Annotated in this window: 26 protein-coding genes and 1 tRNA gene; 9 read left to right on the forward strand and 18 right to left on the reverse strand. The window is 32.3% G+C overall.

What is annotated here, in order from left to right:
* Entirely contained in the window at positions 1–933 is a 933-nt protein-coding gene (locus P3875_RS09285) for a PorP/SprF family type IX secretion system membrane protein (RefSeq protein WP_303443676.1), read from the forward strand.
* Between the two features lie 11 nt (positions 934–944).
* Positions 945–2,906: an OmpA family protein gene (locus tag P3875_RS09290; protein ID WP_303443675.1), complete on the forward strand. Its 1,962-nt coding sequence runs from the start codon at positions 945–947 to the stop codon at positions 2,904–2,906.
* Between the two features lie 457 nt (positions 2,907–3,363).
* On the opposite strand, the gene P3875_RS09295 is transcribed toward P3875_RS09290, so the two are convergent.
* The 7 genes from P3875_RS09295 to msrB form a co-directional block, all read right to left on the reverse strand.
* Entirely contained in the window at positions 3,364–4,293 is a 930-nt protein-coding gene (locus P3875_RS09295) for an SPFH domain-containing protein (protein WP_303443688.1), read from the reverse strand.
* A 60-nt stretch (positions 4,294–4,353) separates the two neighbouring features.
* A complete protein-coding gene (locus P3875_RS09300) occupies positions 4,354–4,833 on the reverse strand; it encodes a hypothetical protein (protein ID WP_303443689.1) in 480 nt (159 codons plus the stop codon).
* Between the two features lie 185 nt (positions 4,834–5,018).
* Positions 5,019–6,551, reverse strand: coding sequence for a glutamate--tRNA ligase (gene gltX, locus P3875_RS09305; protein WP_303443690.1), 1,533 nt, complete (start codon positions 6,549–6,551; stop codon positions 5,019–5,021).
* 172 nt (positions 6,552–6,723) lie between these two features.
* Positions 6,724–7,524, reverse strand: a complete 801-nt coding sequence (locus P3875_RS09310) for a ferritin-like domain-containing protein (RefSeq protein WP_303443691.1) — start codon at positions 7,522–7,524, stop codon at positions 6,724–6,726.
* A gap of 17 nt (positions 7,525–7,541) precedes the next feature.
* Positions 7,542–8,249, reverse strand: coding sequence for a ferritin-like domain-containing protein (locus P3875_RS09315; RefSeq protein ID WP_303443692.1), 708 nt, complete (start codon positions 8,247–8,249; stop codon positions 7,542–7,544).
* Positions 8,250–8,260: 11 nt separating this feature from the next.
* Positions 8,261–8,824 carry a fasciclin domain-containing protein gene (locus P3875_RS09320; protein ID WP_303443693.1) on the reverse strand — a complete coding sequence of 188 codons (564 nt, stop codon included), beginning with the start codon at positions 8,822–8,824 and terminating at the stop codon, positions 8,261–8,263.
* 98 nt (positions 8,825–8,922) lie between these two features.
* Positions 8,923–9,435 carry a peptide-methionine (R)-S-oxide reductase MsrB gene (gene msrB / locus P3875_RS09325; protein WP_303443694.1) on the reverse strand — a complete coding sequence of 171 codons (513 nt, stop codon included), beginning with the start codon at positions 9,433–9,435 and terminating at the stop codon, positions 8,923–8,925.
* A gap of 196 nt (positions 9,436–9,631) precedes the next feature.
* Between msrB and P3875_RS09330 the strand changes: the two genes are divergently transcribed.
* Both P3875_RS09330 and P3875_RS09335 read left to right on the forward strand, forming a co-directional pair.
* Positions 9,632–10,078, forward strand: a complete 447-nt coding sequence (locus tag P3875_RS09330; RefSeq protein ID WP_303443695.1) for an RNA polymerase sigma factor — start codon at positions 9,632–9,634, stop codon at positions 10,076–10,078.
* Between the two features lie 4 nt (positions 10,079–10,082).
* Positions 10,083–10,889, forward strand: a complete 807-nt coding sequence (locus P3875_RS09335; RefSeq protein ID WP_303443696.1) for an anti-sigma factor — start codon at positions 10,083–10,085, stop codon at positions 10,887–10,889.
* A 48-nt stretch (positions 10,890–10,937) separates the two neighbouring features.
* On the opposite strand, the gene P3875_RS09340 is transcribed toward P3875_RS09335, so the two are convergent.
* Genes P3875_RS09340 through P3875_RS09350 form a run of 3 tightly spaced genes read right to left on the reverse strand, consistent with a single transcriptional unit; the run spans position 10,938 to position 11,929 of the window.
* Complete coding sequence (locus P3875_RS09340) at positions 10,938–11,189, reverse strand: DUF6327 family protein (protein WP_303443697.1); 252 nt, start codon at positions 11,187–11,189, stop codon at positions 10,938–10,940.
* Positions 11,190–11,194: 5 nt separating this feature from the next.
* Entirely contained in the window at positions 11,195–11,539 is a 345-nt protein-coding gene (locus P3875_RS09345; RefSeq protein ID WP_303443698.1) for a hypothetical protein, read from the reverse strand.
* Positions 11,540–11,548: 9 nt separating this feature from the next.
* Complete coding sequence (locus P3875_RS09350; protein WP_303443699.1) at positions 11,549–11,929, reverse strand: YtxH domain-containing protein; 381 nt, start codon at positions 11,927–11,929, stop codon at positions 11,549–11,551.
* Between the two features lie 153 nt (positions 11,930–12,082).
* Between P3875_RS09350 and P3875_RS09355 the strand changes: the two genes are divergently transcribed.
* Positions 12,083–13,519: a dicarboxylate/amino acid:cation symporter gene (locus P3875_RS09355; RefSeq protein ID WP_303443700.1), complete on the forward strand. Its 1,437-nt coding sequence runs from the start codon at positions 12,083–12,085 to the stop codon at positions 13,517–13,519.
* A gap of 222 nt (positions 13,520–13,741) precedes the next feature.
* The gene (locus tag P3875_RS09360; RefSeq protein WP_303443701.1) at positions 13,742–15,328 is read left to right on the forward strand and encodes a Na+/H+ antiporter; all 1,587 of its coding nucleotides are present in this window, start codon (positions 13,742–13,744) and stop codon (positions 15,326–15,328) included.
* A gap of 53 nt (positions 15,329–15,381) precedes the next feature.
* Here P3875_RS09360 and P3875_RS09365 read toward each other — a convergent pair whose 3' ends face one another.
* Positions 15,382–17,067, reverse strand: coding sequence for a glutamine--tRNA ligase/YqeY domain fusion protein (locus P3875_RS09365; protein WP_303443702.1), 1,686 nt, complete (start codon positions 17,065–17,067; stop codon positions 15,382–15,384).
* 171 nt (positions 17,068–17,238) lie between these two features.
* Between P3875_RS09365 and folB the strand changes: the two genes are divergently transcribed.
* The 3 genes from folB (at position 17,239) to P3875_RS09380 (ending at position 19,374) form a co-directional block, all read left to right on the forward strand.
* The gene (folB, locus tag P3875_RS09370; RefSeq protein ID WP_303443703.1) at positions 17,239–17,598 is read left to right on the forward strand and encodes a dihydroneopterin aldolase; all 360 of its coding nucleotides are present in this window, start codon (positions 17,239–17,241) and stop codon (positions 17,596–17,598) included.
* Positions 17,599–17,661: 63 nt separating this feature from the next.
* A tRNA-Cys gene (locus P3875_RS09375) sits at positions 17,662–17,732 on the forward strand.
* Between the two features lie 169 nt (positions 17,733–17,901).
* Complete coding sequence (locus tag P3875_RS09380) at positions 17,902–19,374, forward strand: amino acid permease (protein ID WP_303443704.1); 1,473 nt, start codon at positions 17,902–17,904, stop codon at positions 19,372–19,374.
* Between the two features lie 634 nt (positions 19,375–20,008).
* Here P3875_RS09380 and P3875_RS09390 read toward each other — a convergent pair.
* The 7 genes from P3875_RS09390 to P3875_RS09425 all read right to left on the reverse strand — a co-directional run bounded on the left by P3875_RS09390 (position 20,009) and on the right by P3875_RS09425 (position 25,484).
* Positions 20,009–20,215 carry a hypothetical protein gene (locus P3875_RS09390; RefSeq protein WP_303443705.1) on the reverse strand — a complete coding sequence of 69 codons (207 nt, stop codon included), beginning with the start codon at positions 20,213–20,215 and terminating at the stop codon, positions 20,009–20,011.
* A 257-nt stretch (positions 20,216–20,472) separates the two neighbouring features.
* The gene (locus tag P3875_RS09400; protein ID WP_303443706.1) at positions 20,473–20,730 is read right to left on the reverse strand and encodes a hypothetical protein; all 258 of its coding nucleotides are present in this window, start codon (positions 20,728–20,730) and stop codon (positions 20,473–20,475) included.
* 209 nt (positions 20,731–20,939) lie between these two features.
* Entirely contained in the window at positions 20,940–21,713 is a 774-nt protein-coding gene (locus P3875_RS09405) for a hypothetical protein (protein ID WP_303443707.1), read from the reverse strand.
* A 273-nt stretch (positions 21,714–21,986) separates the two neighbouring features.
* The gene (locus P3875_RS09410) at positions 21,987–22,688 is read right to left on the reverse strand and encodes a hypothetical protein (protein WP_303443708.1); all 702 of its coding nucleotides are present in this window, start codon (positions 22,686–22,688) and stop codon (positions 21,987–21,989) included.
* Positions 22,689–23,102: 414 nt separating this feature from the next.
* Positions 23,103–23,957: a CPBP family intramembrane glutamic endopeptidase gene (locus tag P3875_RS09415; RefSeq protein ID WP_303443709.1), complete on the reverse strand. Its 855-nt coding sequence runs from the start codon at positions 23,955–23,957 to the stop codon at positions 23,103–23,105.
* A gap of 71 nt (positions 23,958–24,028) precedes the next feature.
* Positions 24,029–24,682, reverse strand: a complete 654-nt coding sequence (locus P3875_RS09420; protein WP_303443710.1) for a hypothetical protein — start codon at positions 24,680–24,682, stop codon at positions 24,029–24,031.
* Between the two features lie 208 nt (positions 24,683–24,890).
* The gene (locus P3875_RS09425; protein ID WP_303443711.1) at positions 24,891–25,484 is read right to left on the reverse strand and encodes a hypothetical protein; all 594 of its coding nucleotides are present in this window, start codon (positions 25,482–25,484) and stop codon (positions 24,891–24,893) included.
* Between the last annotated feature and the right edge of the window lie 177 nt (positions 25,485–25,661).

Genomic DNA, 25,661 nt, shown 5'->3' on the forward strand with positions numbered 1-25,661 from the left:
ATGAATATTTCAAGAAATATCAATAGATTATTGTTAGGATTAACTTTGTTGGGATGTGCACAAGCACATTCCCAACAAGATCCACAGTACACCAACTATATGTACAACACCATCAACATCAACCCGGCGTATGCAGGAAGTAGAGGAGCGTTAAGCATATTTGGTTTACACCGCAGCCAATGGGTAGGCTTAGAAGGAGCACCCCGAACCAATTCGTTTTCAATCAACACACCTATTTCAGAGAGCAAAGTAGGCTTAGGAATTAGTTTTGTAAACGATGCGTTAGGAGTAACGGATGAGAATACATTAAGCGTAGATTTTTCGTACACAGTTGATCTAAACAACCGCGATAGCAAGTTAAGTTTTGGATTAAAAGGCTCGGCGAACCTTTTAAATGTATCGTATTCAAAATTAAATAAGTACAACCCGAACGATCCACAAGTACAAAACGATATCAGCAATCAATTCACTCCCAACATAGGAGCAGGTGTTTACTGGCATACCAACAAAAGTTACGTAGGATTATCGGTACCTTATTTCTTAGAGAGCACCCGCTACGATGACAACATTCAAAGCACGATGAACCAAAGAATGCACTTTTTCTTAATGGGAGGTCATGTATTTGAGCTGAATCCGATGTTAAAATTCAAGCCAGCCTTTTTATTAAAAGCAGTAGAAGGCGCGCCCTTACAAGCAGACATCACGGGAAACTTTTTAATCAACGAAAAGTTAACCTTAGGAGCAGCATACCGTTGGGACGCAGCTTGGAGTGCATTAGTAGGCTTTCAAGTAAGCAAAGGGTTATTTGTAGGCTATAGTTACGACAGCGATATACGAGCATTACGCAACTACAACAACGGTTCACATGAGATTTTTATGCGCTTTGAATTGTTTAACAAATACCGCCGCGTGAACTCGCCGCGATTCTTTTAAAAGCCAACAAGATGAAAAAAGGAATATACACAGCAGCCTTATTCACGGTTTTTTTACTAGGGAATACGGCCGCGCAAGCACAAGCAGGCGTAAAAACCGCCAATAAGCAATACGACCAATGGGCGTATATAGATGCCTTAGACATTTACGAAAAAGTAGCCAACAAAGGCTATGCAAGTAAAGATTTGTTAGAAAAGCTAGGCAACGCGTACTATTTTAATGCGCGCTACAGCGAAGCCAGCAAACATTACGCACGCTTATTTAGCGAAAACGCTACCGATGAAATAGGCAGCGAATACTATTACCGCTATGCACAAACGTTGCAGCATTTAGGTCAAGAAAGCAAAGCAAAGACCTATTACGATGCGTTTGTAGCAAAAGCCGGCAGCAGCACGCAAATAGCAAAAATACGTAAAAACGAAGCCGAGCTAAAACAGCAAATCCAAGCCAACTCAGGGCGTTATGACAAGGTAGAGAATTTAGAAATCAACACGGCCTATGCCGATTACGGCAGCTATGTATACAATAGCGAGTTGTATTTTACCAGTGCACGCGATACCGGAGGAATGCACAAACGCGAACACAGCTGGACAGGAGCTGCCTTTACCAGTTTATACAACGTAGCCTCAAGTGCTAGTGCAAACGATAAAGTAACGCGATTAAAAGGCAGTGTAAAATCGCCATTAAACGAGTCAACAGCGATCATCACATCCGATGGGAACACGATGTACTTTACGCGCAACAATTACATAAACAAAAGCCGTAAGTACGATTCAAAGAAGAACACGAACTTAAAGATTTACCGTGCCGAGAAGGTAGACGGTAAGTGGGAAAACGTAAGCGAATTACCTTTTAACAGCGACGAATTTAACACGGCACACCCTACATTAAGTAAAGACGAACGCACGATGTACTTTTCAAGCGATCGTCCGGGAGGCTTTGGAAGTTCCGATTTATGGCAAGTAGCCATTCATCCATCAGGTGCCTTTGGCGGTCCGGTAAACATGGGCGAAGGGATCAACACCGAAGCACGTGAAACCTTTCCTTATGTAACAGCAGATAATGACTTGTATTTTTCAAGTGATGGTCGTGTAGGATTAGGTGGATTAGACGTTTATGCCACCAAATTAGATCGCAACAGCACCCCAGGCGAGATACAAAATTTAGGAACGCCAATAAACAGCAACGCGGACGATTTTGCGTATTACATAGACTCAGCAAGTAAAGAAGGATTTTTCTCAAGCAACCGCGATGGCGGCAAGGGGAACGATGATATTTACCGCTTTGCCGAAGTAAAACCATTACAATTAGAATGTTTACAAAAGTTGCTATTAAAAGTAGTAGATGCAAAAAACAGAGAGCTAATAACCGATGCAACAGTAAGTTTATACAACAACATGTACGGAGCGTTGGAAAGCACTACCACATACCAAAACAGCAGCTATCAATTAAAAAACGAGTTTAAGTGTGGGGAAACCTACCGTTTAAAAGCTGAAAAAGAAGGGTATATAACCAAAGAAGACGTGGTTGTATTACCAAACGAAAGTGGCGTAACGGAGCACACAATAGTTTTAGAACAAGCGAAAACCCCAATAAAATTAGGCGACGATTTGTTTAAAGCATTAAACTTAAATCCAATTTATTTTGATTTAGACAAGTATAATATACGTCCGGATGCAGCGGCAGAATTAGCCAAAGTATTAGCGGTATTAGAAGAATATCCAACGATGAAGATAGATATACGTTCGCATACCGATAGTAGAGCGCCGTTTAAATACAACGAAAAATTATCAGATAATCGAGCGAAATCAACCAGAGCATGGTTAATAGCTAAAGGAATAAGCGCATCGCGTTTAACAGCCAAAGGCTATGGCGAACGCCAATTGGTAAACGAATGTTCAGACGGAGTGAAATGTACCGAAGAACAACACCAAGCAAACCGCAGATCTGAGTTTATTATTGTAGAAATGTAGGATAAAATTGAATTAATAAATACCTAAAAAACCGAGTGTTACCTAATGTAATACTCGGTTTTTTGTTTAAATAAAGTTTTTTATAATTAAGTAAATGGATTTAAGAAGATGGAATAACACTTAAAATCTCTTATAAAACACAAGTAATAAACAATTCAGTTTTAGTTTACTTTGTATGTTTTTTTTTAATACAATTAATAGAATGAACAATTTTAAAGGTATTTTTAAGAGTAATTATATCACGTAAATAAATAGAGGGATATTAAAAATTTATTTTAAAGATGTAAAAATCTTTATAAAGGATTAAAAGTTATAAACAGTAGTGCAGTGGTAAAATAAATCATTGTATACCATATTGTTAAAAATTATTTGATACTGTACTACGGGTAAGTTATAATAAACAACAAGAGGATGTTCGTACAGAACATCCTCTTGTTAAATAATTTAATTAAAAATACTAATTGGTACCGTTTTTATTATCAGAGGCTTTTTTCATGGCCTCACCTACTTGATTGCTCGCTGTAAATGATGCAACCATATTATTTAACATATCACTACCAGCTTGTGGTGAATTAGGTAATAAAATTAAGTTTGAATTGTTTTCTGAGCCAATTGACTGTAACGTATCATAATGTTGAGTAACTACAATTAAAGCTGATGCTTCTTGAGAATTAATACCTACAGTATTTAAAACATCAACAGATTCTACTAAACCACGTGCAATTTCGCGGCGTTGATCTGCAATACCTTGACCTTGTAGGCGTTTAGATTCAGCTTCTGCTTTTGCTTTTGCAACAATTCTTATACGTTCAGCTTCACCTTCGTATTCTGCTGCTGTTTTTTCGCGATCTGCAGCATTAATTCTGTTCATTGCATGTTTTACTTGCACATCAGGGTCAATGTCGGTTATAAGCGTATTAATAATGTCGTAGCCATAAGTAACCATTGCATCGTTAAGTTCTCTTTTCACAGCAATTGCAATATCATCTTTTCTTTCAAAAACATCATCAAGTTTAAGCTTAGGAACTTCAGCACGAACCACATCAAATACATAAGATGTAATTTGATCATGTGGATATTCAAGTTTGTAAAAAGCTTCGTACACGCGTTCTTGAACTACTTTAAATTGTACCGAAACTTTCATTTTAACAAAAACGTTATCTTTTGTTTTGGTTTCAATAATTACATCTAATTGTTGAATACGCAAGTTTAATCGGCCTGCAATACGGTCTACAACAGGTATTTTAATTTGTAAACCAGAGTTACGTATGGATTGATATTTTCCAAAACGCTCAATAATTACAGCTGTTTGCTGTTTAACTGTGAAGAATGATGATGCCAAAACAAATAAAGCTACGGCAATTAATAGGTAAATTAGTAAATCCATTTAAAAAGTTTTTTTGTTAAGGTATAAAAAAATCCCCTTTTTACAAAGAGGATTTTGGTTTTAAATTTTTACAAAGGTTAACTTAACTGTACCGCCTTCCAAAACAGGTATAAATTTTTCGTAATCAGGGAATTGTGTTTTAATAATTGGTATGTAAGCCGTAACTTCGCTTTCAATTACCATAGAAGTTTCGGTTTGCGAAACAATTGTACCCGATATTTGGTTGCCTAATACATTTAATTGTACATTATTACCTGTTTGTACAAAAGCATTTTGGTATTCAGTTATTTTACAATCACCAGTTTCATGACGGTAAAAAATAGAACTGTTATTGGCTTTAAATTCTAAATAATCTTTTGGACACGTTTCAGAGTGTGGATATTCTAAGTTATACAAAGTTATAACTTTTATAAGTTCAAGGGTTGTTGGTTCCCATTTACCTTCTTTAGTATTTGCAGGTGTATCGTCTTTTTCGTCAGATCCGCAAGCTGCAAAAAGTAAAGCACTTGCAGCAAAAAATAGGAAAAGAATTTTTTTCATAATTTATTGAGTTATAATAAGATAGCTAATGTAATAAAAAAATCCCATTTTTAGGGAATGGGATTTAGAAAAATTTAGAAAAAAATTGTTGTTGTTGATATGAAAAAAATATCATAATGTAATTAACACTTGGGCAATAGTTAATCACATTTCAAAAGTAATACTTTTTTTTACACTTCAAAATATTAATTTGTTAAAATTTGATTTTTTTTAAAAAAACCAATGGCGTGCTGTAAACGATTAATGGTTTCTTGTTTGCCTAAAACCTCAATAATTTCAAATAAATCAGGTCCTTTCATAGATCCAACCATTGAAATTCTAAGGGGTTGCATAATTTTACCCATACCTAATTCATTTTCTTGAATCCAGGTTTTTAGAATATTTTCTAGTTGTTTAGCTTCAAAAATTTCTACCGAATTAATTACATCAATTACTTGGTGCATTAAAGTTGTGGTTTCTTCTTTCCAGTTTTTTGATGCTTTTTCGTCGTAAGTTTGTGGAGCTTCAAAGAAATAATCACATAAATCATACAAATCAGTTGTTAAATTAGCGCGGTCTTTAATTAAAGCAATTACTTTTGATAAAGTTTCGCTGTTAACATTTAATTGTTTTTGTTGTAAAGTTTGATTTAAGTAAGGTGCTAAATCGATGTTTGATTTGTTGATTAAATATTGGTGGTTAAACCATTTGTTTTTTTCAGGATCGAATTTAGCGCCCGATTTATTTACACGATTTAAATCAAAAGATTCGATTAATTCGTTTAGTGAAAAAATTTCTTTATCTGTACCATCGTTCCATCCTAATAAAGCTAAAAAGTTTACAACAGCTTCTGGGAAAAAGCCTTGTTCGCGGTATCCCATTGATTTTTCACCTGATTCATTAATCCATTCTAACGGAAACACCGGAAAACCTAATTTATCACCATCGCGTTTAGATAATTTACCATTGCCAACAGGTTTTAAAATTAGTGGTAAATGTGCAAATTCAGGAGCATCCCATCCAAAAGAACGATACAATAAAAAATGTAAAGGCAATGATGGCAACCATTCTTCGCCACGTATAACATGTGAAGTTTGTTGTAAATGATCGTCAACAATATTTGCTAAATGATACGTTGGCATACCATCGGACTTATACAATACTTTATCATCTAACAAAGAAGTATCAAAGCTTACATTGCCACGAATCATATCGTTAATAGTTAATTTTTCATCGATAGGCATTTTAAAACGAATTACGTAAGGATCTTTATTAAACAAGCGCGCTTCTAATTCATCATGCGTCATGTTTAGCGAAGTATTAAGTATTTCGCGTACGGTATGGTTATAAGTAAAGGTTTTACCGTTGGTTTCGGCATCTTTACGTAATGTATCTAATTCTTCGGCAGTATCAAAAGCATAATAAGCAAAGCCATTATGTACTAATTCTAAAGCGTATTGTTTGTATAAGTGTTTACGATCGCTTTGGCGGTATGGTCCAAATTTTTCGTTCACACCAATGGTTTCATCGGGTTGAATGCCTAACCATTGTAAAGCTTCAAAAATATATTGTTCTGCACCAGGCACAAATCTATTTTGGTCGGTATCTTCAATTCTAATATAAAAAACACCGTTATTTTTTTTTGCAAATAAATAATTAAATAAAGCCGTTCGTACACCACCAATGTGTAACGGACCGGTAGGGCTTGGGGCAAATCGCACGCGTACTGGTTTTGTCATCTTCTTTTTATTTTTGTCAAAGATAAAAAGTTGTTTGCGTAAATATTCAATCTATTACCGATTTTATTAAGAATAATTTAAAATATTTTTATTTGAAATAAAAAGGCACGCAATTATAAACTGCGTGCCATGCACTTAAAAAATAAAAATTATGAATAATTAGTTGTATTTTTTATACAATAAATAACGATGCAATTGTTGTTGCGTCTGATCCAGATAAAACCTCGTCAAAAGCTGCCGAACCAGCTTCGTTTCCAAAGAGCATTGATGTGTTAAAACCAGCTTGGTTTATATTATCTTCATTTGCGTAAACAGCATTTGTTGCAGCAGGCATGTTTCCGCCATTGTCTAATTCAATCCAGCCTTTGTTACCTCTCATTCTGCGTACTTGTGAAGCGTGTCTGGCTTCAACAGCATGTATTTGTAAGGCGGCTTGTAATATTTGTTGGTTTCCCATAACATTACCCGCTTGTCCTTTGTATGCGCGTACACCAGTGTCTTCAAAGGCTTGTGCTAGTATTAAAAATTGATTATAATCTGTAAAGGGATTAAAATTTCCGCCTGCAGTAAAATCGAAAGTTGGTTTAGCAATAGGAATTTCACCTAACGATGTTAATGCCGATTTTAAAAAAGCAACATGAGCTGTTTCGTGTTTAGAAATTTGCATAAAAACACTACGGTCGTTATTTGGTATTAAACCAGCAGCATCTAGCCCAATGCGGTAATATTCATCTTCTAAATATTCTAAAGTTAATGCTAATTGTAACGCATTTGATAAATTGCTTTTTGCAAAAGTTGTACTGTTGTTTGCATTTGCTTTTGTAGTTAATAAACTACCTAATCCTAATGGAATTGCAGCCAATGCAGCTTTTTTACTAAAATTTGTAATGCCATTTAAAGCATCAAATCGTGAAGCTTTTTGAGAATAAAATTTATCATCGGAAAGCTTATCTAAAATTTGTAAAATATTCATAACGCTGTAACTTTTAATTATTGAATTCCTTGTTCCATCCAAGTAAAAGGTGTTTTAATAAAACTTGCTGCAACACCAACAATTTCTTTAGGTTCTTTAGCAAGGTCTAAACCGTTTGCATCGATCACATCATCACCAGAAAAATCGGTTGATAATGGATTGATTAAATCTCTGATAGTAGAAGCATGACGCGCTTCAACCGATACAATTTTACCAGCAATTACAAGGTAATCGGGGTTAGATATGTATTTGCCAGCACCATTATAAGCTGCAACACCTGTATCTTCTAAAGCTTTAGCGGTTGCTAAAACTGAATTTCGATCGTTAAAATTTACATTTGGATATTGAAATTCTAACTTAGGCAACAAATTAGTTGTTGCAGCACCAATTGCGGCTTTAAAAAAGTCTCTATGAATAACTTCGTGGTGGTATAAATCGGTAAAAAGTTGTTTTTCTTTTGATGATATTCCGGCGTAAAAGTTGTTCACTACTTTAGTGTAAAAGTCGGCTTCTAATTGTTCTAAAGCATATGCGTAATTTAAAATACCAACATCGCCTTTACCTAAATCAAACACGTTGTTTGTATTCATTACAGGATCATCATCGCAACCAACTAATGTAAGTGAAGCTAAAGCTAAAGTAACACCGCTTAGTTTTAAAAAATCTCTGCGATTGGTATCTAATGTGGTTTGTGCATTAGATACAGAAATAACTGCTTTTTTCATAATACTAAATTTTATGGCATTAAAACTGTGTCTATAACATGTATAACGCCGTTAGATTGATTAACATTTGCAATTGTAACTTTGGCATTGTTGCCTTTAACATCGGTAGCATAAAGGTTTTTACCTTTTGTCCAAAAAGTTAATGGTGCACCTGCAACAGTTGTCATGGTAACTTTACCATTATTAGCTTTAACAGCTTCCCATACTTTTTCTGCGCTGTAATTACCAGCAAGTACATGGTATGTAAGTATTTGTGTTAAAATAGCTTTGTTTTCTGGCTTTAAAACATGATCAATTGTACCTTTAGGTAATTTAGCAAAAGCTTTATCAGTTGGTGCAAAAACGGTGAACGGACCTTTAGATTGTAATGTTTCAACCAAACCTGCTGCTTTTACTGCAGCAACTAATGTTTTGTGATCGTTTGAATTTACCGCATTTTCAATAATGTTTTTAGAAGGATACATTGGGGCACCACCTACCATTACTGTTTTTTCGTTCATTTTTTGTGCGGTTGCGTTAAAAGTACATGTTAAAGCTGCTAAAACAAATACTGCAATTGTAGTTTTAATTTTCATTTCTATTTTATTTTTTGTTAATAATTTGTTTGTATAATTATTTACGAGTTAATTTTTTGTTTGGATTTTATAATTGTGATTTTTTTTAAAAAAGTTTTTTAATTAGTTAAAGGTTCAAACTGTAAACAAATAGAATTCATGCAAAAACGTTTACCAGTAGGCAAAGGACCATCATTAAAAATATGACCTAAATGCGATTCACATCTAGCACAAAGTACTTCGGTACGTTCCATATCATATGAAAAATCTTTTCTATAGTGTACACTATTTGCACGTACAGGTTCGTAAAAAGATGGCCAACCACATGTTGAAGCAAATTTTGCTGTTGAAAAAAATAAAGCATTGCCACAAACAGCACAATAGTAAACACCTTTTTTGTTGTGTTTGTAATATTTTCCTGTAAAGGCACGTTCTGTTGCACCTTCACGTGCCACTTGATACAATGGTTTTGAAAGAATTTTTTTCCATTCTGTATTTGATACGTTTAAAACGTTAACAGCTGTACGCGAATAATATGGATTTGCTTTTTTATAAAGTTGCTCTTGTGCAAAACCACTTTGTAACGTTAAAAATATAATTGCGTAAATAATTTTATGAAAATGCTTTTGCATAATTATTTGGCTTTAATTGTTTAATTATTTACGATTTAATTTTTAGTTTGGATGTTTCGTATCGTTTTAAATTGACTATTTTTGAAAAAAAATTACGTTTATTAAAGCTATTTATACAGAAGAAGATCTTATCGTTTTATTAAAACAAAAAAACGAAACGGCATTTAATTACTTATACGACCACTACAGCGGTGCTTTGTATGGAGTAATTTTGCGCATTGTATTATCAAAAGAATATACCGAAGAAATTATACAAGATGTATTTGTGAAAATTTGGAACAGTATTGATCAATACAACAATTCTAAAGGGCGTTTATACACCTGGATGATTAATATTGCGCGCCACACTGCAATTGATTATTTAAAATCGAAATCATTTCAAAACCATTTAAAAAACCAACCGGTTACAGATGTCGTATATGCTATTAAAGAGGAAGTTACTAGTAAGCAAACCGATTTTATTGGATTTGATAAAGTTTTAGATAAATTAGATGACGAAAAAAAGCAATTAATTGTTTTGGCTTATTACCAAGGTTTTACACAGGTTGAAATTTCTGAAAAATTAAAAATACCCTTAGGTACCGTAAAAACAAAAATTAGAAATGCCCTGTTAACATTAAAAGATTTACTTAAAGAATATTAATATTTTGAATACAAAAGAATACATATCGTCTGGAATTATAGAATCATATATTCTTGGTAATGCAACAAAAGAAGAAGCAGCTATTTTGGAATGTGTTATGAAGAATAATGAAGAGGTAAGGCTTGCTTTTGATGAAATTCAAAAAACGCTTGAAGATTTTACAACTTTACAAGCCATTACTCCACCTAGCGATTTAAAAGGAAAAATTTGGCAAAAGTTACAACAACAAAATACAAACGAAATTACGTTACCAAAAAACCAAACAGCTAATAGTCAAACAACTAAAATAGCGGAAAAACCAATTATTGATTTAGTAGTAAAAAAATGGGTAGCAGCCGCATCGGTTTTATTGCTAATAAGTTTAGGAACTAACTTTTTTTGGTATCAGTTTAAAAAACAGCAGCAAAATCAAATTAATAATTTAAATGTACAGCTTACATTACAAACAAATGCGTATAAGCAAATTGAAAATAAATGGAACTTAGTTTCAAACCCAAATATGCAAACAATTGTTTTAAATGGTGTAGAAAAATACCCTACTGCTAAGGCAATGGTATTTTGGAATAAAACAACAAAAGAAGTTTATTTACACGCTGTAAGTTTGCCGCAACCACCAAAAGGCATGCAATATCAATTATGGGCTATAGTAAATGGTAAACCCGTAAGTGCAGGTTTATATGCACAAAAAAACGATGCTAAAACTGTACTAGCTACCATAAATAATGCAGAAAACTTTGCAATAACTTTAGAAAAAGCTGGCGGTGCAAACTCACCTACCCTTGAAAACATGTATGTTATAGGAAAAGTTTAGGTATTATTTTAATTTAAAAATAAAAAATAACACTGCTTTAAAGCAGTGTTATTTTCTTTTTATGAATTTATTAATCATAAAATTCATTAAAGTTGATAAAACAAAAGTTTTAATTTCTTTAGAATGACTTAAATTAGAACCTAAAGTTAGCAAACCACCTTTTATAAAATTGGCTGGTGTAAAAAATTGCGAAATATCATCGGCATTTTTACTTAATTTTCTAAAGCTAATTTCGCGCTCAAGTTTACGAATTTCAAGCTCTTTATCAATTTCTTCGTATGATGTGTAGACTGTTTTCATTTTAATTAATCAAAAAATATTTTAGAAAACTTTTTAAGAATTGGAATGTCTATTAAACTTTTTCTAACACTGTACAAAACAATAGAAATTACAATATAAAAAGCGCCTACAATTAAAAAGCCAAATGTTATGCTTTGTAACGCATTACCAATTGCAAAAGCGGCAGCAAATGATAGAAAAAATAACGATAAAACAGCAAATAAACTTAATGCAAAAATTTTTAATATAAAGCTGGTAGTTTTGGTTGCAATTTTAAATCCAAGTAAAGTGTAATAATCTACATTGGCATCTAAAAAAGTTTTAGCTTCAGACTTTAAATTATCAAGATTATTTTTTAGTTCTTCATCCAAAGCAGTCAATTATTTAAGTTCAGTTTTAATAATATCTGCTGTTTTGTTAGTTGCTTCTTTAGCTTTGTCAACACCATTTGCAGCCTGACTTTTTAATTCGGCTAATTTGCGCTCTAAGCTAGCAATAACATCTTCTTTTTTATCATCGGCTTTATGTACCAATCCATCAATTGTAGCTTCAAAATTTGCTTTTTTTGATGAAATTAAGCTTTTAACCTGATTTTTTAAATCGTCCATTTTAGAATTCAAATCATCGGCACCAGATTTAAACCCATCTGAAAGTTTTTTTCTTGTTTTTTGCCCTTGATCTGGTGCTAATAAAACTCCTGCAATTGCACCTACAGCTGCACCTGCCAAAATTGCTACTAATGTATTCCCAGTTTTTCCCATAATAATTTGATATTTAAGGTTAGTATAATCAACCTAAAGATACATATTAAATTGCAGTTATGTGTTAATAACCGGTTAAAATTTAATAGTAAGTAGTTTAATATCCCCAAAAAATCTATTTATATTTGCTTTTCAACATTTTACACTTTACACATGTTTAAAAGCAAAATAGCCCTTTTTACTACCATTTTTATAACACTTGCAATAATTACCACCCTTTTATACGAATTTGATATTATTGCTGTTTCAGAAAATTTTATGATTTTTGTTCGTTGGGCAGTAGCTATTGTTTTAATAATTAATGGTTTGTATAAAAAAAATCTTACAACGTGGATTATTACTTGTATGATTTTAGGCGTTTTTGTAGGAATTGATTTTCCTAACGTAGCCGTTGCCTTACAACCTTTAAGCAAAGGTTTTATTAAATTGGTAAAAACCATAGTAGCGCCAATTATTTTTGCAACTTTGGTGTACGGAATTGCAGGTCATTCCGATTTAAAACAAGTAGGACGTATGGCATGGAAATCAATGTTGTACTTTTTTTGTGCTACATCGTGTGCCATTTTTATTGGTTTAGCAGTTATTAATATTACCCAAGCAGGTAGTGGTATTAACTTACAAAATATGCCACAAGAAGAATTACCAGCACCTAAGAATGTAGATACTGCTTTAGAAAAATTACCCGAACATGTTCATGGTGTTTATAAATTTACTCATTTTATTTACGATTTATTTCCAGAAAATGTAGTGAAATCAATGTTTGAAAACCAAGTGTTACAAGTAGTGGTTTTTTCGGTAATTTTTGGAATTGGTCTTGCAATGGTTGAAGAAAAAAAACGAAAACCTTTGGTAGATTTTACCGAAAGTTTGTCTGAAACCATGTTTAAATTCACAAATATTATCATGTATTTTGCCCCTATTGGTGTTGGTGCAGCAATGGCATACACCGTTGGGCATTTAGGAGTTGATATATTAAAAAATCTTTTTATGTTATTAGGATCGCTTTATTTGGCATTGATTCTTTTTATACTATTGGTTTTTGTTCCTATAATGTTATATTTAAAAATACCGGTTAAAAAGTTTTTAGCCGCAGTTAAAGAACCTGTTTCTATTGCATTTGCAACAACTAGTTCCGACGCTGCTTTACCAAAGGCAATGAGTGCTATGGAAAAATTTGGTGTTCCACGTAAAATTGTATCGTTTGTAATACCTACAGGTTATAGTTTTAATTTAGATGGAACATCGTTATACCTTTCACTTGCATCTATCTTTGTAGCACAAGCAGCAGGTATGAATTTAGGTATTGGCCAGCAATTAGCCATAGCTTTTACATTAATGATTACTTCAAAAGGGGTTGCTGCAGTGCCTCGTGCTTCGTTAATTGTGCTTATTGCTACTGCTGAACAATTTGGATTACCCGTTTTTATTATTGCAGCTATTTTAGGAATAGATGAGTTAATGGATATGGCACGTACATCGGTAAATGTTATTGGTAACTGTTTAGCAACCGTTGTTATTGCAAAATGGGAAGGTGAGTTTGACGAAGAAGCACCCTACCGATTAACCGATGAAGTTTTAGACGAAGTTTAAAAACACATAAAAAACAATTTTAAAGCCAACTTTCATATGAAAGTTGGCTTTTTATTTACTAAACTTGTTTATTTAACAAATTTTAACAAAACAATCGTTTTAACATAAAAAAAGATTAAAATATGCGTAAAAATCAGTTAAATTTATGCTTATTTTAGTATTTTAAAAGATCATTTAATATATTTAAAAAATTCCAAAAAATTTTTAAAACAGTAATCATTAATGCACAATCAATTACCTTTTTTTATGGCAATGATTGCAAGTATTGTTTTGTTAACTATGCTTGCCAAAAGGCTAAAAATAGCCTACCCTATTTTATTAGTTGTAGGTGGTTTATTAGTAAGTATAATACCAGGAATGCCTTTTGTAATTATAGATCCCGATTTAATATTCTTTATATTTTTACCTCCCTTGTTGTTTGAAGCTGCTTGGGCTAGTTCATTAAAAGAAATGCGCAAATGGTGGCGTATTATAACAAGTTATGCCTTTTTGGTTGTTTTTTTTACGGCTTTATCGGTAGCGGTTGTTACCAATTATTTTATACCAGGTTTTACGTTAGCAATAGGTTTTTTATTAGGTGGAATTGTTTCACCACCCGATGCAGTTAGTACATCGGCTATTATGAAATTTGTTAAAATACCAAAATCTACAGCTGCTATTCTAGAAGGTGAAAGTTTATTAAATGATGCATCGTCACTAATTATTTTCCGATTTGCTTTAATTGCTGTAGGTACAGGGCAATTTATTTGGCAAGATGCTATTTCGGGTTTTTTATGGATGGTTTTAGCCGGATTAGGTATTGGTTTAATAGCCGCTTGGATTTTTATTCAAGCACACAAACGTTTACCAACCGACACCAGTTCTGATATTGCTTTTACGCTTATATCGCCCTATTTTATGTATTGGATTGCAGAACAAGCTCATGCATCGGGTGTTTTAGCGGTTGTAGCTGGTGGCTTGTTAATGTCGCAAAAAAGATTAACTTTTTTAAACAGCGCCAGCCGATTAAGAGGTTTAAACGTTTGGGAAATTTTTGTTTTTTTACTAAATGGAATCGTTTTTTTATTAATAGGTTTAGAACTACCCGAAGTTACTGCAGGCTTATATGCCGATGGAATTCCAATGAACGAAGCTATAGGTTACGGTGTTTTGGTAACTGCTGTTTTAATTCTAGCGCGAATTATTAGTTCTTATGGCGCTTTGGTGTTTACTTATATTTTTAGACGTCAAAAATTACCGCACGCTTCATCGTTTAAACGCAGATTAGCAATGCCCCTACTTTTAGGGTGGACAGGCATGCGTGGTGTGGTTTCGTTAGCTGCTGCGCTTGCTATACCTTTAAAATTAGATAACGGAGCTTTTTTTCCTCATAGAAATTTAATACTTTTTATCACGTTTGTGGCAATTTTGTTAACATTGGTAGTTCAAGGGTTAACGCTGCCTATTTTAATTAAAAAAACCAAATTATTTGATAGTTTTATTGATGAAGAACGCGAAGACGAAACCCGTAGACAAATGAAAATTGGCCTAAAACAAGAGGTTCATAAATTTTTAAAACATAAGTATGATACCGAATGGCAAGGAAATGAATCTATGGCAAAATTTATTCAACATTGGGAAGAACGTATTAAAGTTACCGAAGCAGATACTTGGATGAACGAACGTACAAAAACTATCTTTTTAGAAATGATTGAAAAACAACGAAATTATCTAGTAGAACTTAACAAAGATCCTTTAATAAACGAAAGTATTATACGTGAACAATTGTATCAATTAGATTTAGAAGAAGAACGTTTACGTGTTGTTTAAACTAAAAAAACCTTTCAGTACATTAAAACTGAAAGGTTTTTTTTATTGAGAATTTACTCTTTACTTTCTAATTTAGCCCACGTATCACGCAAGCCTACTGTTTTATTAAATACCAATTTATTTGCATTAGAATCTTTATCAACGGCAAAATAACCTAAACGTTGAAACTGAAATTTATCACCATTTACAGCTGTTTTTAAACTAGGTTCTACATAACCGGTAATTACGTTTAACGAATTTGGGTTAATGTATTCTTTAAAGTCAACATCTTTATTGCCATCGGGGTTTTCGTGGGTAAATAAACGGTCGTAAATACGTACTTCGGCTTCAACAGCATGCGGAATAGACACCCAATGGATGGTTCCTTTTACCTTGCGTTTTGATGCTTCGGTACCACTACCCGATTTTGAATCGGCATCGTAAGTAACATGTATTTCAGTAATGTTTCCGTTCGCATCTTTAACAACACTTTCGCCTTTAATAATGTATGCATTTTTTAAACGTACTTCTCTTCCTAAAGTTAAACGGAAAAACTTTTTATCGGCATCTTCTTTAAAATCATCACGTTCAATAAAAAGTTCTTTACTAAACGGAACTTTTCTAAAGGTTAATTCTTCTGCCTCTGGGTTGTTTTCTGCATCTAACCATTCTTCCTGACCATCAGGATAATTTGTAATAACTAATTTTACAGGATCTAAAACAGCCATTACCCTATCTGTAATTTTGTTTAAATCTTCGCGTACACAAAATTCTAGTAACGAAACATCTATTAAATTAGTGCGTTTAGCAATACCAATGGTATCGGCAAAATTGCGAATAGCAGCTGGTGTGTACCCACGGCGGCGCATACCCGAAATGGTACTCATACGCGGATCGTCCCAACCAGTTACGTGTTTTTCGTTTACTAACTGCAATAATTTACGTTTTGATACTACAGTGTGCGAAAGATTTCTACGTGCAAATTCGCGCTGTTTTGGTCTAACTTTAGTATCGTCGTAAATTTGATCTAAAAACCAATCGTACAATTCACGGTGTGGTAAAAATTCAAGCGTACAAAACGAGTGCGAAATTTGTTCAATATAATCGCTTTCGCCATGCGCCCAATCATACATAGGGTAAATGTTCCAATTGGTACCGGTACGGTGGTGCGATGCGTTAATGATACGATACATAATAGGATCACGCATTAACATATTTGGCGATGCCATATCAATTTTAGCTCGTAAAATATAAGCACCTTCTGTAAATTCACCGTTTTTCATACGATCAAACAAATCAAGGTTTTCTTCAACCGATCGATCGCGATTTGGAGAATTTACACCGGCTTGTGTAGGTGTACCTTTTTGTTTTGCAATTTCTTCGGCCGATAAATTATCAACATACGCTTTGCCTTTTTTAATTAATAATACGGCCCAATCGTATAATTCTTGAAAGTAATCAGATGCGTACACTTCCTTATCCCATTTAAAGCCCAACCATTCTACATCGTACTTAATGGCATCAACAAATTCTTGTTCTTCTTTGGCGGGGTTGGTATCATCAAAACGCAAATTTACCGGTGCGTTATAATCAATTCCCAAACCAAAATTTAAACAAATTGATGAAGCGTGACCAATATGTAAATAACCATTAGGTTCTGGCGGAAAACGAAAGCGTAATTTATCTTGTGGCAAACCATTTTTTAAATCATCTTCAATAATTTGCTCTATAAAATTCAGTGATTTTTCTTTTGTTGTCATATTCTTGAATATAAGAATACAAATTTATCAAAAAATGTTTGATTTTTGGTTTGTAAAACTACATAGTAACATAGTTTTTAGATTATAAATTTTTTTAATGAATCTATAATGGTGAAAAATATATTTAAAAGCGAAATAAATCTTTAATTTTACAATGTAAATTTATAAAAGATGGGAATTATTCGTTTAACAAACATTCGTGTTTTTACAAATCATGGGTGTTTGGTTGAAGAAGCAAAAATAGGGTCGGATTACCGTGTTGATTTAGAGATTAAAGCCGATTTACGAAAATCGGCAGATACCGATGAATTGGCAGATACAGTAGATTACGTACATTTAAATAAAATTGTGAAAGAAGAAATGGCCATACGTTCAAAATTATTAGAACACGTTGCCAAACGCATTATTGTGCGTGTTTTTGATGAATTACCTATGGTTTCACGAATTTTGTTAGAAGTTTCAAAAATAAATCCGCCAATAGGTGGTGATGTTCAGCAAGTTACCATAGTTATGGAAGAATACCGTGCATAATTTTTTACTTTAGGTTTTGATTTTTAAATTTTTGTAGTAGATTTGCAATCACATTAACAGAATGGCATCTTGGCCGAGCGGCTAGGCACCGGTCTGCAAAACCGACTACAGCGGTTCGAATCCGCTAGATGCCTCTACTTTAAAACCTTCAGCAATGAAGGTTTTTTTATTTTCTCTTTTTTTACTTTTACTTAGTTTAAGCCTTACTAAAATTAAAATTTTAAAAACTTTATTTTTTGTAGTTTAAAAATACCTATATTTGGTTTTAAGTAAATTTTAACAATTAACATAAAAATAGATCATATGGGTGTATTTTCTAAAAAATCTATTGAATCTTTAATTGCCGAAGCAAATGAACAAGGCGAAGGAACGCTTAAAAAAACCTTAGGTTCTTGGGGTTTAGTAGCTTTGGGTGTTGGTGCCATAATTGGTGCTGGTTTGTTTTCGTTAACAGGTATTGCCGCTGCCGATAATGCAGGGCCAGCAGTGGCTATTTCGTTTATAATTGCTGCTTTAGGTTGCGCGTTTGCAGGTTTGTGTTATGCCGAGTTTGCTTCTATGTTGCCTGTGGCAGGTAGCGCCTACACGTATTCTTATGCTACTATGGGCGAGTTTATTGCTTGGATTATTGGCTGGGATTTGGTATTAGAATATGCTTTAGCAAGTGCAACAGTAGCTGTAAGTTGGTCGCAGTATTTTAATGAATTACTCAAGATTTTTCATTTAGAATTACCTATAGAAATGCTAAAAGGGCCATTTGAAGGCGGCGTAATTAATGTACCTGCAATTATAATTGTTTGTTTGTTATCGCTTTTATTAATGCGTGGTACACAAGAATCGGCACGCGTGAATAACATTTTGGTTATTTTAAAAGTTTCGGTAGTAATTATATTTATAGCCTTAGGGTGGCAATTTGTTGACCCTAGCAACCACGATCCTTTTATTCCTACAAATGTGGGTGAAGAAATGGTTAAAAGTGGTGAATTATCTTTTTCGGCATTTTTATCAAGTGAATATTTTGGGCAATACGGGTGGAGTGGTATTATGCGTGCAGCCGGAGTAGTGTTTTTTGCTTTTATTGGGTTTGATGCTGTGAGTACCGCTGCCCAAGAAGCTAAAAATCCCAAAAAAGGAATGCCTTTTGGTATTATTGGCTCTTTAGTAATTTGTACTGCATTATACGTTTTATTTGCTTATGTTTTAACCGGTTTAGAAAACTACTTACTATTTAAAAACGACGCAAAACCCGTAGCAACAGCATTTGCCAAAACCGGATATCACTTTTTAAACACCGCATTAATTGTAACCATTATTGCAGGGTACACATCGGTAATTTTAGTAATGTTATTGGGGCAAAGCCGTGTGTTTTATTCTATGAGTAAAGATGGTTTATTGCCAAAAATGTTTTCAGAACTATCAAAACGCCAAACTCCTTGGAAAACCAATTTAATTTTTATGGTATTTGTAAGCATTTTTGCAGGTTTTGTACCAGTGTCTGATTTAGGCCACATGGTAAGTATAGGTACTTTGTTTGCATTTACATTGGTTTGTATAGGCATTTTGGTATTGCGTAAAACACAACCCAATATTGAACGCCCTTTTAAAACACCATTTGTGCCCGTAGTGCCTATTTTAGGAATTATTGTTTGTTTGGTAATGATGGCATCGTTGCCTATTGAAAGCTGGGAACGTTTAGCTATTTGGTTAGGTATAGGTTTAATAATTTATTTTGCTTACAGCAAAAAACACAGTAAACTGAATAGAAACAAAGCATAACATTGTGCTATAAAATTTTAATACGCCTGTTTTCCTTGTTGAAAGCAGGCGTTTTTATTAACTGTAAATTACACCAATTATTATTAAAAAGATGCCTAAAACGGCTAATATGTATGGTAGGATTTTTTTCATTTTTTTTATAATTTGTAATAATATATATACGTTGTTTATACAAAAATCACGTGTGTTTTTTTAAGATTGCACACATGGTTTTACCTAAAACCTAATGTGTTTTAATACAAAAACATGCCTGTTTATTAAACATTAAAACTTCCCCGTGTTATTAAATCATCCCCTTTGCTGGCGCGAGCATCTTGCTCGTGCTTATTCATAAATTTTCATTCATGCTTTTTAATTTTTATCAATTTCAAGAAAAGTATGATCTTTATTACCATAATTTCTTGCACTACTATATTTCAATCGACAGGGTTTGTTACGAATCCAGATGTAACAGGATTGTTATGAATGTAATTTAATTTTTGTACAAAAACTTTTAAAGACCAAGAAAAACCCCACGATAACTATGGTTTGTACAAATAGTAGTAATCGTCTGAGATATTATTAAGGGATAATACAATTTTATGTTTTAGTTTTTATCATACAGTCTAATCAAGCAGAAATTGAAGAAATTAGATTAATACTTTTTAAGTATATTTCGAGACTGAAAAAATGCTAAAATAGCAGACACAATAAACACTTGCCAAACATCAAAATAATAATATATTATATATGCAAACATAAAGTAGATTACCAATGTAATTAAAATTACTAATAATTTATTTTTATCCATAAAAAATACTACCCCTTTGCTGTCGCGAGCATCTTGCTCGTGCTTATTCATAAAATTTTCATTCATGCTTTTTAATTTTTATCAATTTCAAGGAAAGTATGATCTTTATTACCATAATTTCTTGCACTACTATATTTCAATCGACAGGGTTTGTTACGAATCCAGATGTAACAGGATTGTTATAAATGTAATTTAATTTTTGTACAAAAACTTTTAAAGACCAAAGTTCAATAGGTTTATTGCACGAGCAAGATGCTCGAGCCAGCGTGGGGAAATATCTTTCTGAAAACTCTAACAGTTTAGTGTCTTTATAAAAATATTTTAACAGCTATAAGCACAATTAATGCTGCAATTACTAATAGTATTCTTTGCTTAAATTTATTAGTATTATTTAATTTGTCAAATTGTATAAGTTTTTTTGATTCAAAAAAAGCTAAAGTAATAATTAAGCTAAAACAAATAATATCATACCATATGTTTTCATTAAATCCTTTTATTTTAAACAACTTTGGTAAGAAATATATTAATATAACTATTATGGAATATATTTGAATTTTATTTTTCATTCTTTTAGTAACCTTTTAAGCAATCATTATAATCTTCTTGGGCTTCTTTTATACATTTTGTATGTGTAGCCGCAACAGCTACAGTACCCAATGCACATGTCCATGGTCCTGAGTTTTTCTTGGTCTTTTATAGTGTAGTCTTCTTTCATTTTTTAATGTTTCTTATTGTTGCTCAAAGTCGGGAGACTTTGCGCAGCGGGTTAGTGTATCTATCTATAAAAATTATGATAATTTGGTATTAAATCTCCTAAATACACAGACTTCCATACTTCTGAACTCCTAAATTTTCTTGAGATCGCATAAGAATGTTGGGCGCCATAAACAACAACTATTTTATCTAATGTACTCCTTTCTATTTCATTAACAAGGTGTCTATCACGTAAAGTAAGTATCATATAATCGGTACCTTTTTTGTCTTTTTTGCTACACTTATATTTTTTGCCCATAGGTGTATTAGTATCGCAATCTGTTAAAACAACTTCTCCGAACTTTTCTTCGTATTGATCTACTAATTCTTTAATACTTAAATCACAATTTATATCAATATCCTTATTAACACCATAATCAACATCGTTTTGGTAAACATATCCTTTAATACCAAATTTTTTATTATCTACTTCATTTGCTTCATCATTATAACTCATTAAAGAATAATGGGTAATTCTACGAAATTTTCTGTCATATAGTTCATTTGCTTTTTTAGCATCCCTAACACCTTCGTAAAAAACAACATAACCATCGGCACGCAAAGAATCTATAGTATGTTTTACTTTTTGATAAAATTCTGGTTTGTTAATATGTATCATTTCAAGGATAAAAACTTTACGACCGTTTTTTTGATTTACGTAATAGCATGGTAAAATGTTATATTTTGTTTTTTCATCAATACGCCATTTTACAAATTTTTGTAATAATTTGGTTTGGGCAGTTCCTACATTACCAACTAAAAAAAGTAAAAAAATAAAAATAAGTTTAAATTTCATGTTTTTAAATTTTAGAAAAGTTCTCAAGCTATTTAGCCTGAGAACTTGGTTTTTATTTAGTTTCTTTTATAAATTCCAAAACTTTTTCTGCAACTACAATTGCTGTATCTACCCCGCTGCTCAAAGTCGGGAGACTTTGCGCAGCGGGATAAAGCGGTAAATTTTATTTTTTTAAAAATTTGCGTAATAAAATAACAATTATTAAAATGAATATAATAATATAAATAATTATTTCAATTCCAGATAACTTTCCCATTTTTTATATAATTTAAATTAACCACAACATAAAGTTATTGCCCAAAATAAGCCAAAAGTTCCACTTACAGGTTCTTTTTTACCAATTACCTCACAACCAATATAATCACCTGCTGCTTCGCTACCTAAAAATGTTGCTTCACAATCTGCTTGAGCAGCACTATTTGTAAGACCAAAACCTATACAATAATAAGTGTTATTAAAGCTACATGGAGCTCCAATGTTGATAGGAGTTTTTCTTTTGGTTGAGCTTATTTTATTATCTACAGATAATAGTACTTCATATTTTATCATTGAAAGTATCCCAACTTCAATATTAGAAAAATCTTCACTCTTTAATTCTTTAAATTCTCCATCAATAACTAATTCATCTGTAACTAAAGATAAACCAATTCTATTATTTAAATATATTACATCATTTTGAATAACAAAGTTGAAGTTTTGCATGTCATAATTAATGCCTCTAAAATTAAAATGTTTAAAAGTCTTTAGCTTGTACAAACTTTCTACAACTTCAATTTCTTCTACACCTAGATTAAAAAATAGGTCGCTAACTAAATCTGTTGAATTACGTAAGTAGCTAATCTTGTTAACAGCCATTACAGTCTGCTCTGTTGTAGTGTTTGCTGTTGTAACATCGTCATCACTACAAGCATACAAACCTAAAGATAAAATTGTTGCTGTTAAAAGCCCTAAAGTAATTTTTTTAAAATTCTTCATTTTAAATAAAATTATGCAGTTTTGTTTTTATTGTTTTATAAACTGCGGGTTAAAAATAAGTTTTTGCAGGTATCCCTCTGCAATCGGGGGTTTAATTTGTTTTCGTAAAACCGGTATTCGCGACTACCGGCTCTCCGAAACAAATTTTTATAATGGTTTGGTTATTTTTTAACTCTGTCAGCGTTTTAAACGCTGAGTTTGTCATTATCTTTTTATAAGTTCTATTGCCCCGGCATACAACACAGCCTGGGTGCTCAAAGTCGGGAGACTTTGCGCAGCGGGGGTCTGTTGATTTATACTTTGTTGACATACTTCACTTTTATTTCAGTGAACTTCTTTTCTTTTTATTTACCGAACGGATTGCAAATCCGCGCAATTGGGTATTAGAAAAGTCTTTTTCATTTCATATATTTTTTAGTAACTATCAAATAACCGATAATTGACATCTTTGTTAACTAAACATGGAATATTTGTATAATTTTTATCACTCTGTATAATAGATATATCATAGTAGACAAAAGGTAAGTCCACTTGAGTTTCTATACAATTTGAATTAAATTTTTTATTGATATGATTTAAAGTCGTATTGTAAATAAACAAAGTATCTCTACTGTATTTATAAATTACAGTTTTTTGTTTAATATTAAATTTTGGTTGCCATTTAATGATGCTGTTTTTGGAATGAATAGTAAATTTATGATTATTAGATTTGACTAAATAATAACTCATAAAAATCATTAATCCAACCATTATGGAATTAATTACAAGATGTAATCCTATCGCTTTCCATATATTAAAATTTAAAACTATGTATATTAAAAATAATCCAAGTGAAAAACGAGTAAAGAATAATCCAATATAATTAGAATCGAATATTTCATTTAAACTAAGATGAACAGTAGAAAATAAAAGTGAATTAAGTATAATAATCACTTTTAGATACCAAAATTTATTTTTATAGTATTGTGCAGCAATAAAAGTCAATAATACTATTAACAGAGATGTATTAAAAATATGATTTTTAAAAAAAGCAATTGTAAATACCAAAAGTACTATACTAATAATTCTAAATTTCTTTATAAAAAATGATCTAAATGTAAATTCTTCTATAAAGGGAGCTAAAATTATTGCTGTAATAATTCTTGATAAATTAATATTTACTTCTGTTTCTACCTGTAAAGTTATTGTTAATAGTGTTCCAATAACATATAAAATAGGTGCAACAAATAAAATCCAGTTTTCTTTTTTATTCTTTAAAGACTTAAACATAAAAATTAACTATAAAGTTTGTTCACATTTATTATGCGAACAAACTTATGAAAACATATTTAATTTATGTTTTAGCGTACACAATTTCCTATAGAGCATTGTCCTGTCGATTGGTCTGCTATTAAAGAAACTGAACCACCAACACAGTTCTGCATTGCTATCATATGATTTCTATAACAATCCTTCATGTCATAGATAACCATTTCAGGTAAAGCGGTATCTCCACCACTAATATAATCAAAAATTCCTTCAATGATTTCTTTTATAGCAGGAATCCATTTACCCCAACCAAGTACCGCTTTAGGAACTTCAATATTACTAAGTACCATTCCATTGTGAAAAACTACATCCATATAGGCTAAATCACCACTAACATCAACTATTTTTAACCTTGCATATTCCTTTTGTAAACTCTCTTCAAATAAAATAGCTTCTGTGTCGGAAATTTCTAGTAAAGTTAAATTAGTGTTTGAAGTATATGTTACAGGGTGTACTCCATTAGATCCATCAATAATATGGAATAAATTCTCATTTATTACTTCATATGTAAAATTGCCATATTTCATTTTAAAATTAGTAGTCATTTGCGTTTCTGATACAGAATTGTTCTCAACAACTGTATTTTTTTCAGCTAGACTACCATTATCATCACTACAAGCATACAAACCTAAAGATAAAATTGTTGCTGCAATAACTCCTAAAGTTAAATTTTTAATTCTTTTCATTTTAAATAAAATTATGCAGTTTTGTTTTTATTGTTTTATAAACTGCGGGTTAAAAAAATAGTTTTACAGGTCAACCGCTGTAATCGGGGGGTTAATTTGTTTTCGTAAAAACAGTATTCGCGACTACCGGCTCTCCGAAACAAATTTTTATTAGGGTTTGGTTATTTTTCAACTCTGTATGCGTTTTAAACGCATACAGAGTTTGTCATTATCTTTTTTTAAGCTCTATTGCTCCGGCATACAATACCGCTTGTGTAAAGCTGTATTGTGCGCCATACGCAAATGCAATACTTCTTTTATCATTCCAAAAATCATCATCATTTCCGTTACCATTGCTGTGTAATGCAAGTAGGGTTTCTACTAAGTGGCGCTCGTTTTCATTTGTAATCAATTGCAATATATCACTGTTAAACTGGTTACTTACTAAAGTGTAAATTGCTTGTTTTGTTTCATTGCTATAAACCAATTGTTCTATAAAATCTTTATCTGCTTGTTCTAATATCAACAATTGCTCATTATCTATCGTTTCGTTTACATAGGCTTCTTGTGGCACGTAGTTAAGCATTTGGCGGTTTACGTGCTGTTCAAACAGCAACAGGTTTTCTTGATGCGTTTGTTCATTGTTGTACACAAAGCTGTTTAAAATGCTTTGATAGGTTTGGTAATCGTTTGCCTCAACACCTTTTGCGTGGTACAAGGCATTCGGTAGGTTGGTTGTTTCTGTTGCGAATGTTTCGTCTTCTGTTTCGCACGCGCTGCATAAAGCAGCAATTGCTACAGCATATAAAAAAAATCGTTTCATTATTTTCGGAGTTTTTTAATAACGCTGCCCGGGTAGCTTTTGTTTCGGTTACAAATATGAAACGATTTTCAAACAACAAGGGAGTAAATAGTCCAGATTTGCCCAATTGGATAATTTATTCCCTCTTTTGGACGATTTATCCCCTCGTTGGATAATTTTTCCATCTCTAAAAAGATT

This window comes from Myroides sp. JBRI-B21084 (assembly GCF_030545015.1).
In the GTDB taxonomy this organism is placed as follows: domain Bacteria; phylum Bacteroidota; class Bacteroidia; order Flavobacteriales; family Flavobacteriaceae; genus Flavobacterium.

Bases quoted from the DNA above. Each gene is read 5' to 3' on its own strand.
- P3875_RS09415 (WP_303443709.1), bottom strand. From the start codon at position 23,957: ATGTTTAAGTCTTTAAAGAATAAAAAAGAAAACTGGATTTTATTTGTT.
- P3875_RS09295 (WP_303443688.1), bottom strand. From the start codon at position 4,293: ATGGATTTACTAATTTACCTATTAATTGCCGTAGCTTTATTTGTTTTG.
- P3875_RS09365 (WP_303443702.1), bottom strand. From the start codon at position 17,067: ATGACAACAAAAGAAAAATCACTGAATTTTATAGAGCAAATTATTGAA.
- P3875_RS09290 (WP_303443675.1), top strand. From the start codon at position 945: ATGAAAAAAGGAATATACACAGCAGCCTTATTCACGGTTTTTTTACTA.
- P3875_RS09405 (WP_303443707.1), bottom strand. From the start codon at position 21,713: ATGAAATTTAAACTTATTTTTATTTTTTTACTTTTTTTAGTTGGTAAT.
- P3875_RS09315 (WP_303443692.1), bottom strand. From the start codon at position 8,249: ATGAAAAAAGCAGTTATTTCTGTATCTAATGCACAAACCACATTAGAT.
- P3875_RS09320 (WP_303443693.1), bottom strand. From the start codon at position 8,824: ATGAAAATTAAAACTACAATTGCAGTATTTGTTTTAGCAGCTTTAACA.
- gltX (WP_303443690.1), bottom strand. From the start codon at position 6,551: ATGACAAAACCAGTACGCGTGCGATTTGCCCCAAGCCCTACCGGTCCG.
- P3875_RS09360 (WP_303443701.1), top strand. From the start codon at position 13,742: ATGCACAATCAATTACCTTTTTTTATGGCAATGATTGCAAGTATTGTT.
- folB (WP_303443703.1), top strand. From the start codon at position 17,239: ATGGGAATTATTCGTTTAACAAACATTCGTGTTTTTACAAATCATGGG.
- P3875_RS09355 (WP_303443700.1), top strand. From the start codon at position 12,083: ATGTTTAAAAGCAAAATAGCCCTTTTTACTACCATTTTTATAACACTT.
- P3875_RS09410 (WP_303443708.1), bottom strand. From the start codon at position 22,688: ATGAAGAATTTTAAAAAAATTACTTTAGGGCTTTTAACAGCAACAATT.
- P3875_RS09350 (WP_303443699.1), bottom strand. From the start codon at position 11,929: ATGGGAAAAACTGGGAATACATTAGTAGCAATTTTGGCAGGTGCAGCT.
- P3875_RS09340 (WP_303443697.1), bottom strand. From the start codon at position 11,189: ATGAAAACAGTCTACACATCATACGAAGAAATTGATAAAGAGCTTGAA.
- P3875_RS09300 (WP_303443689.1), bottom strand. From the start codon at position 4,833: ATGAAAAAAATTCTTTTCCTATTTTTTGCTGCAAGTGCTTTACTTTTT.
- msrB (WP_303443694.1), bottom strand. From the start codon at position 9,435: ATGCAAAAGCATTTTCATAAAATTATTTACGCAATTATATTTTTAACG.
- P3875_RS09400 (WP_303443706.1), bottom strand. From the start codon at position 20,730: ATGAAAAATAAAATTCAAATATATTCCATAATAGTTATATTAATATAT.
- P3875_RS09425 (WP_303443711.1), bottom strand. From the start codon at position 25,484: ATGAAACGATTTTTTTTATATGCTGTAGCAATTGCTGCTTTATGCAGC.
- P3875_RS09285 (WP_303443676.1), top strand. From the start codon at position 1: ATGAATATTTCAAGAAATATCAATAGATTATTGTTAGGATTAACTTTG.
- P3875_RS09390 (WP_303443705.1), bottom strand. From the start codon at position 20,215: ATGAATAAGCACGAGCAAGATGCTCGCGACAGCAAAGGGGTAGTATTT.
- P3875_RS09420 (WP_303443710.1), bottom strand. From the start codon at position 24,682: ATGAAAAGAATTAAAAATTTAACTTTAGGAGTTATTGCAGCAACAATT.
- P3875_RS09310 (WP_303443691.1), bottom strand. From the start codon at position 7,524: ATGAATATTTTACAAATTTTAGATAAGCTTTCCGATGATAAATTTTAT.
- P3875_RS09380 (WP_303443704.1), top strand. From the start codon at position 17,902: ATGGGTGTATTTTCTAAAAAATCTATTGAATCTTTAATTGCCGAAGCA.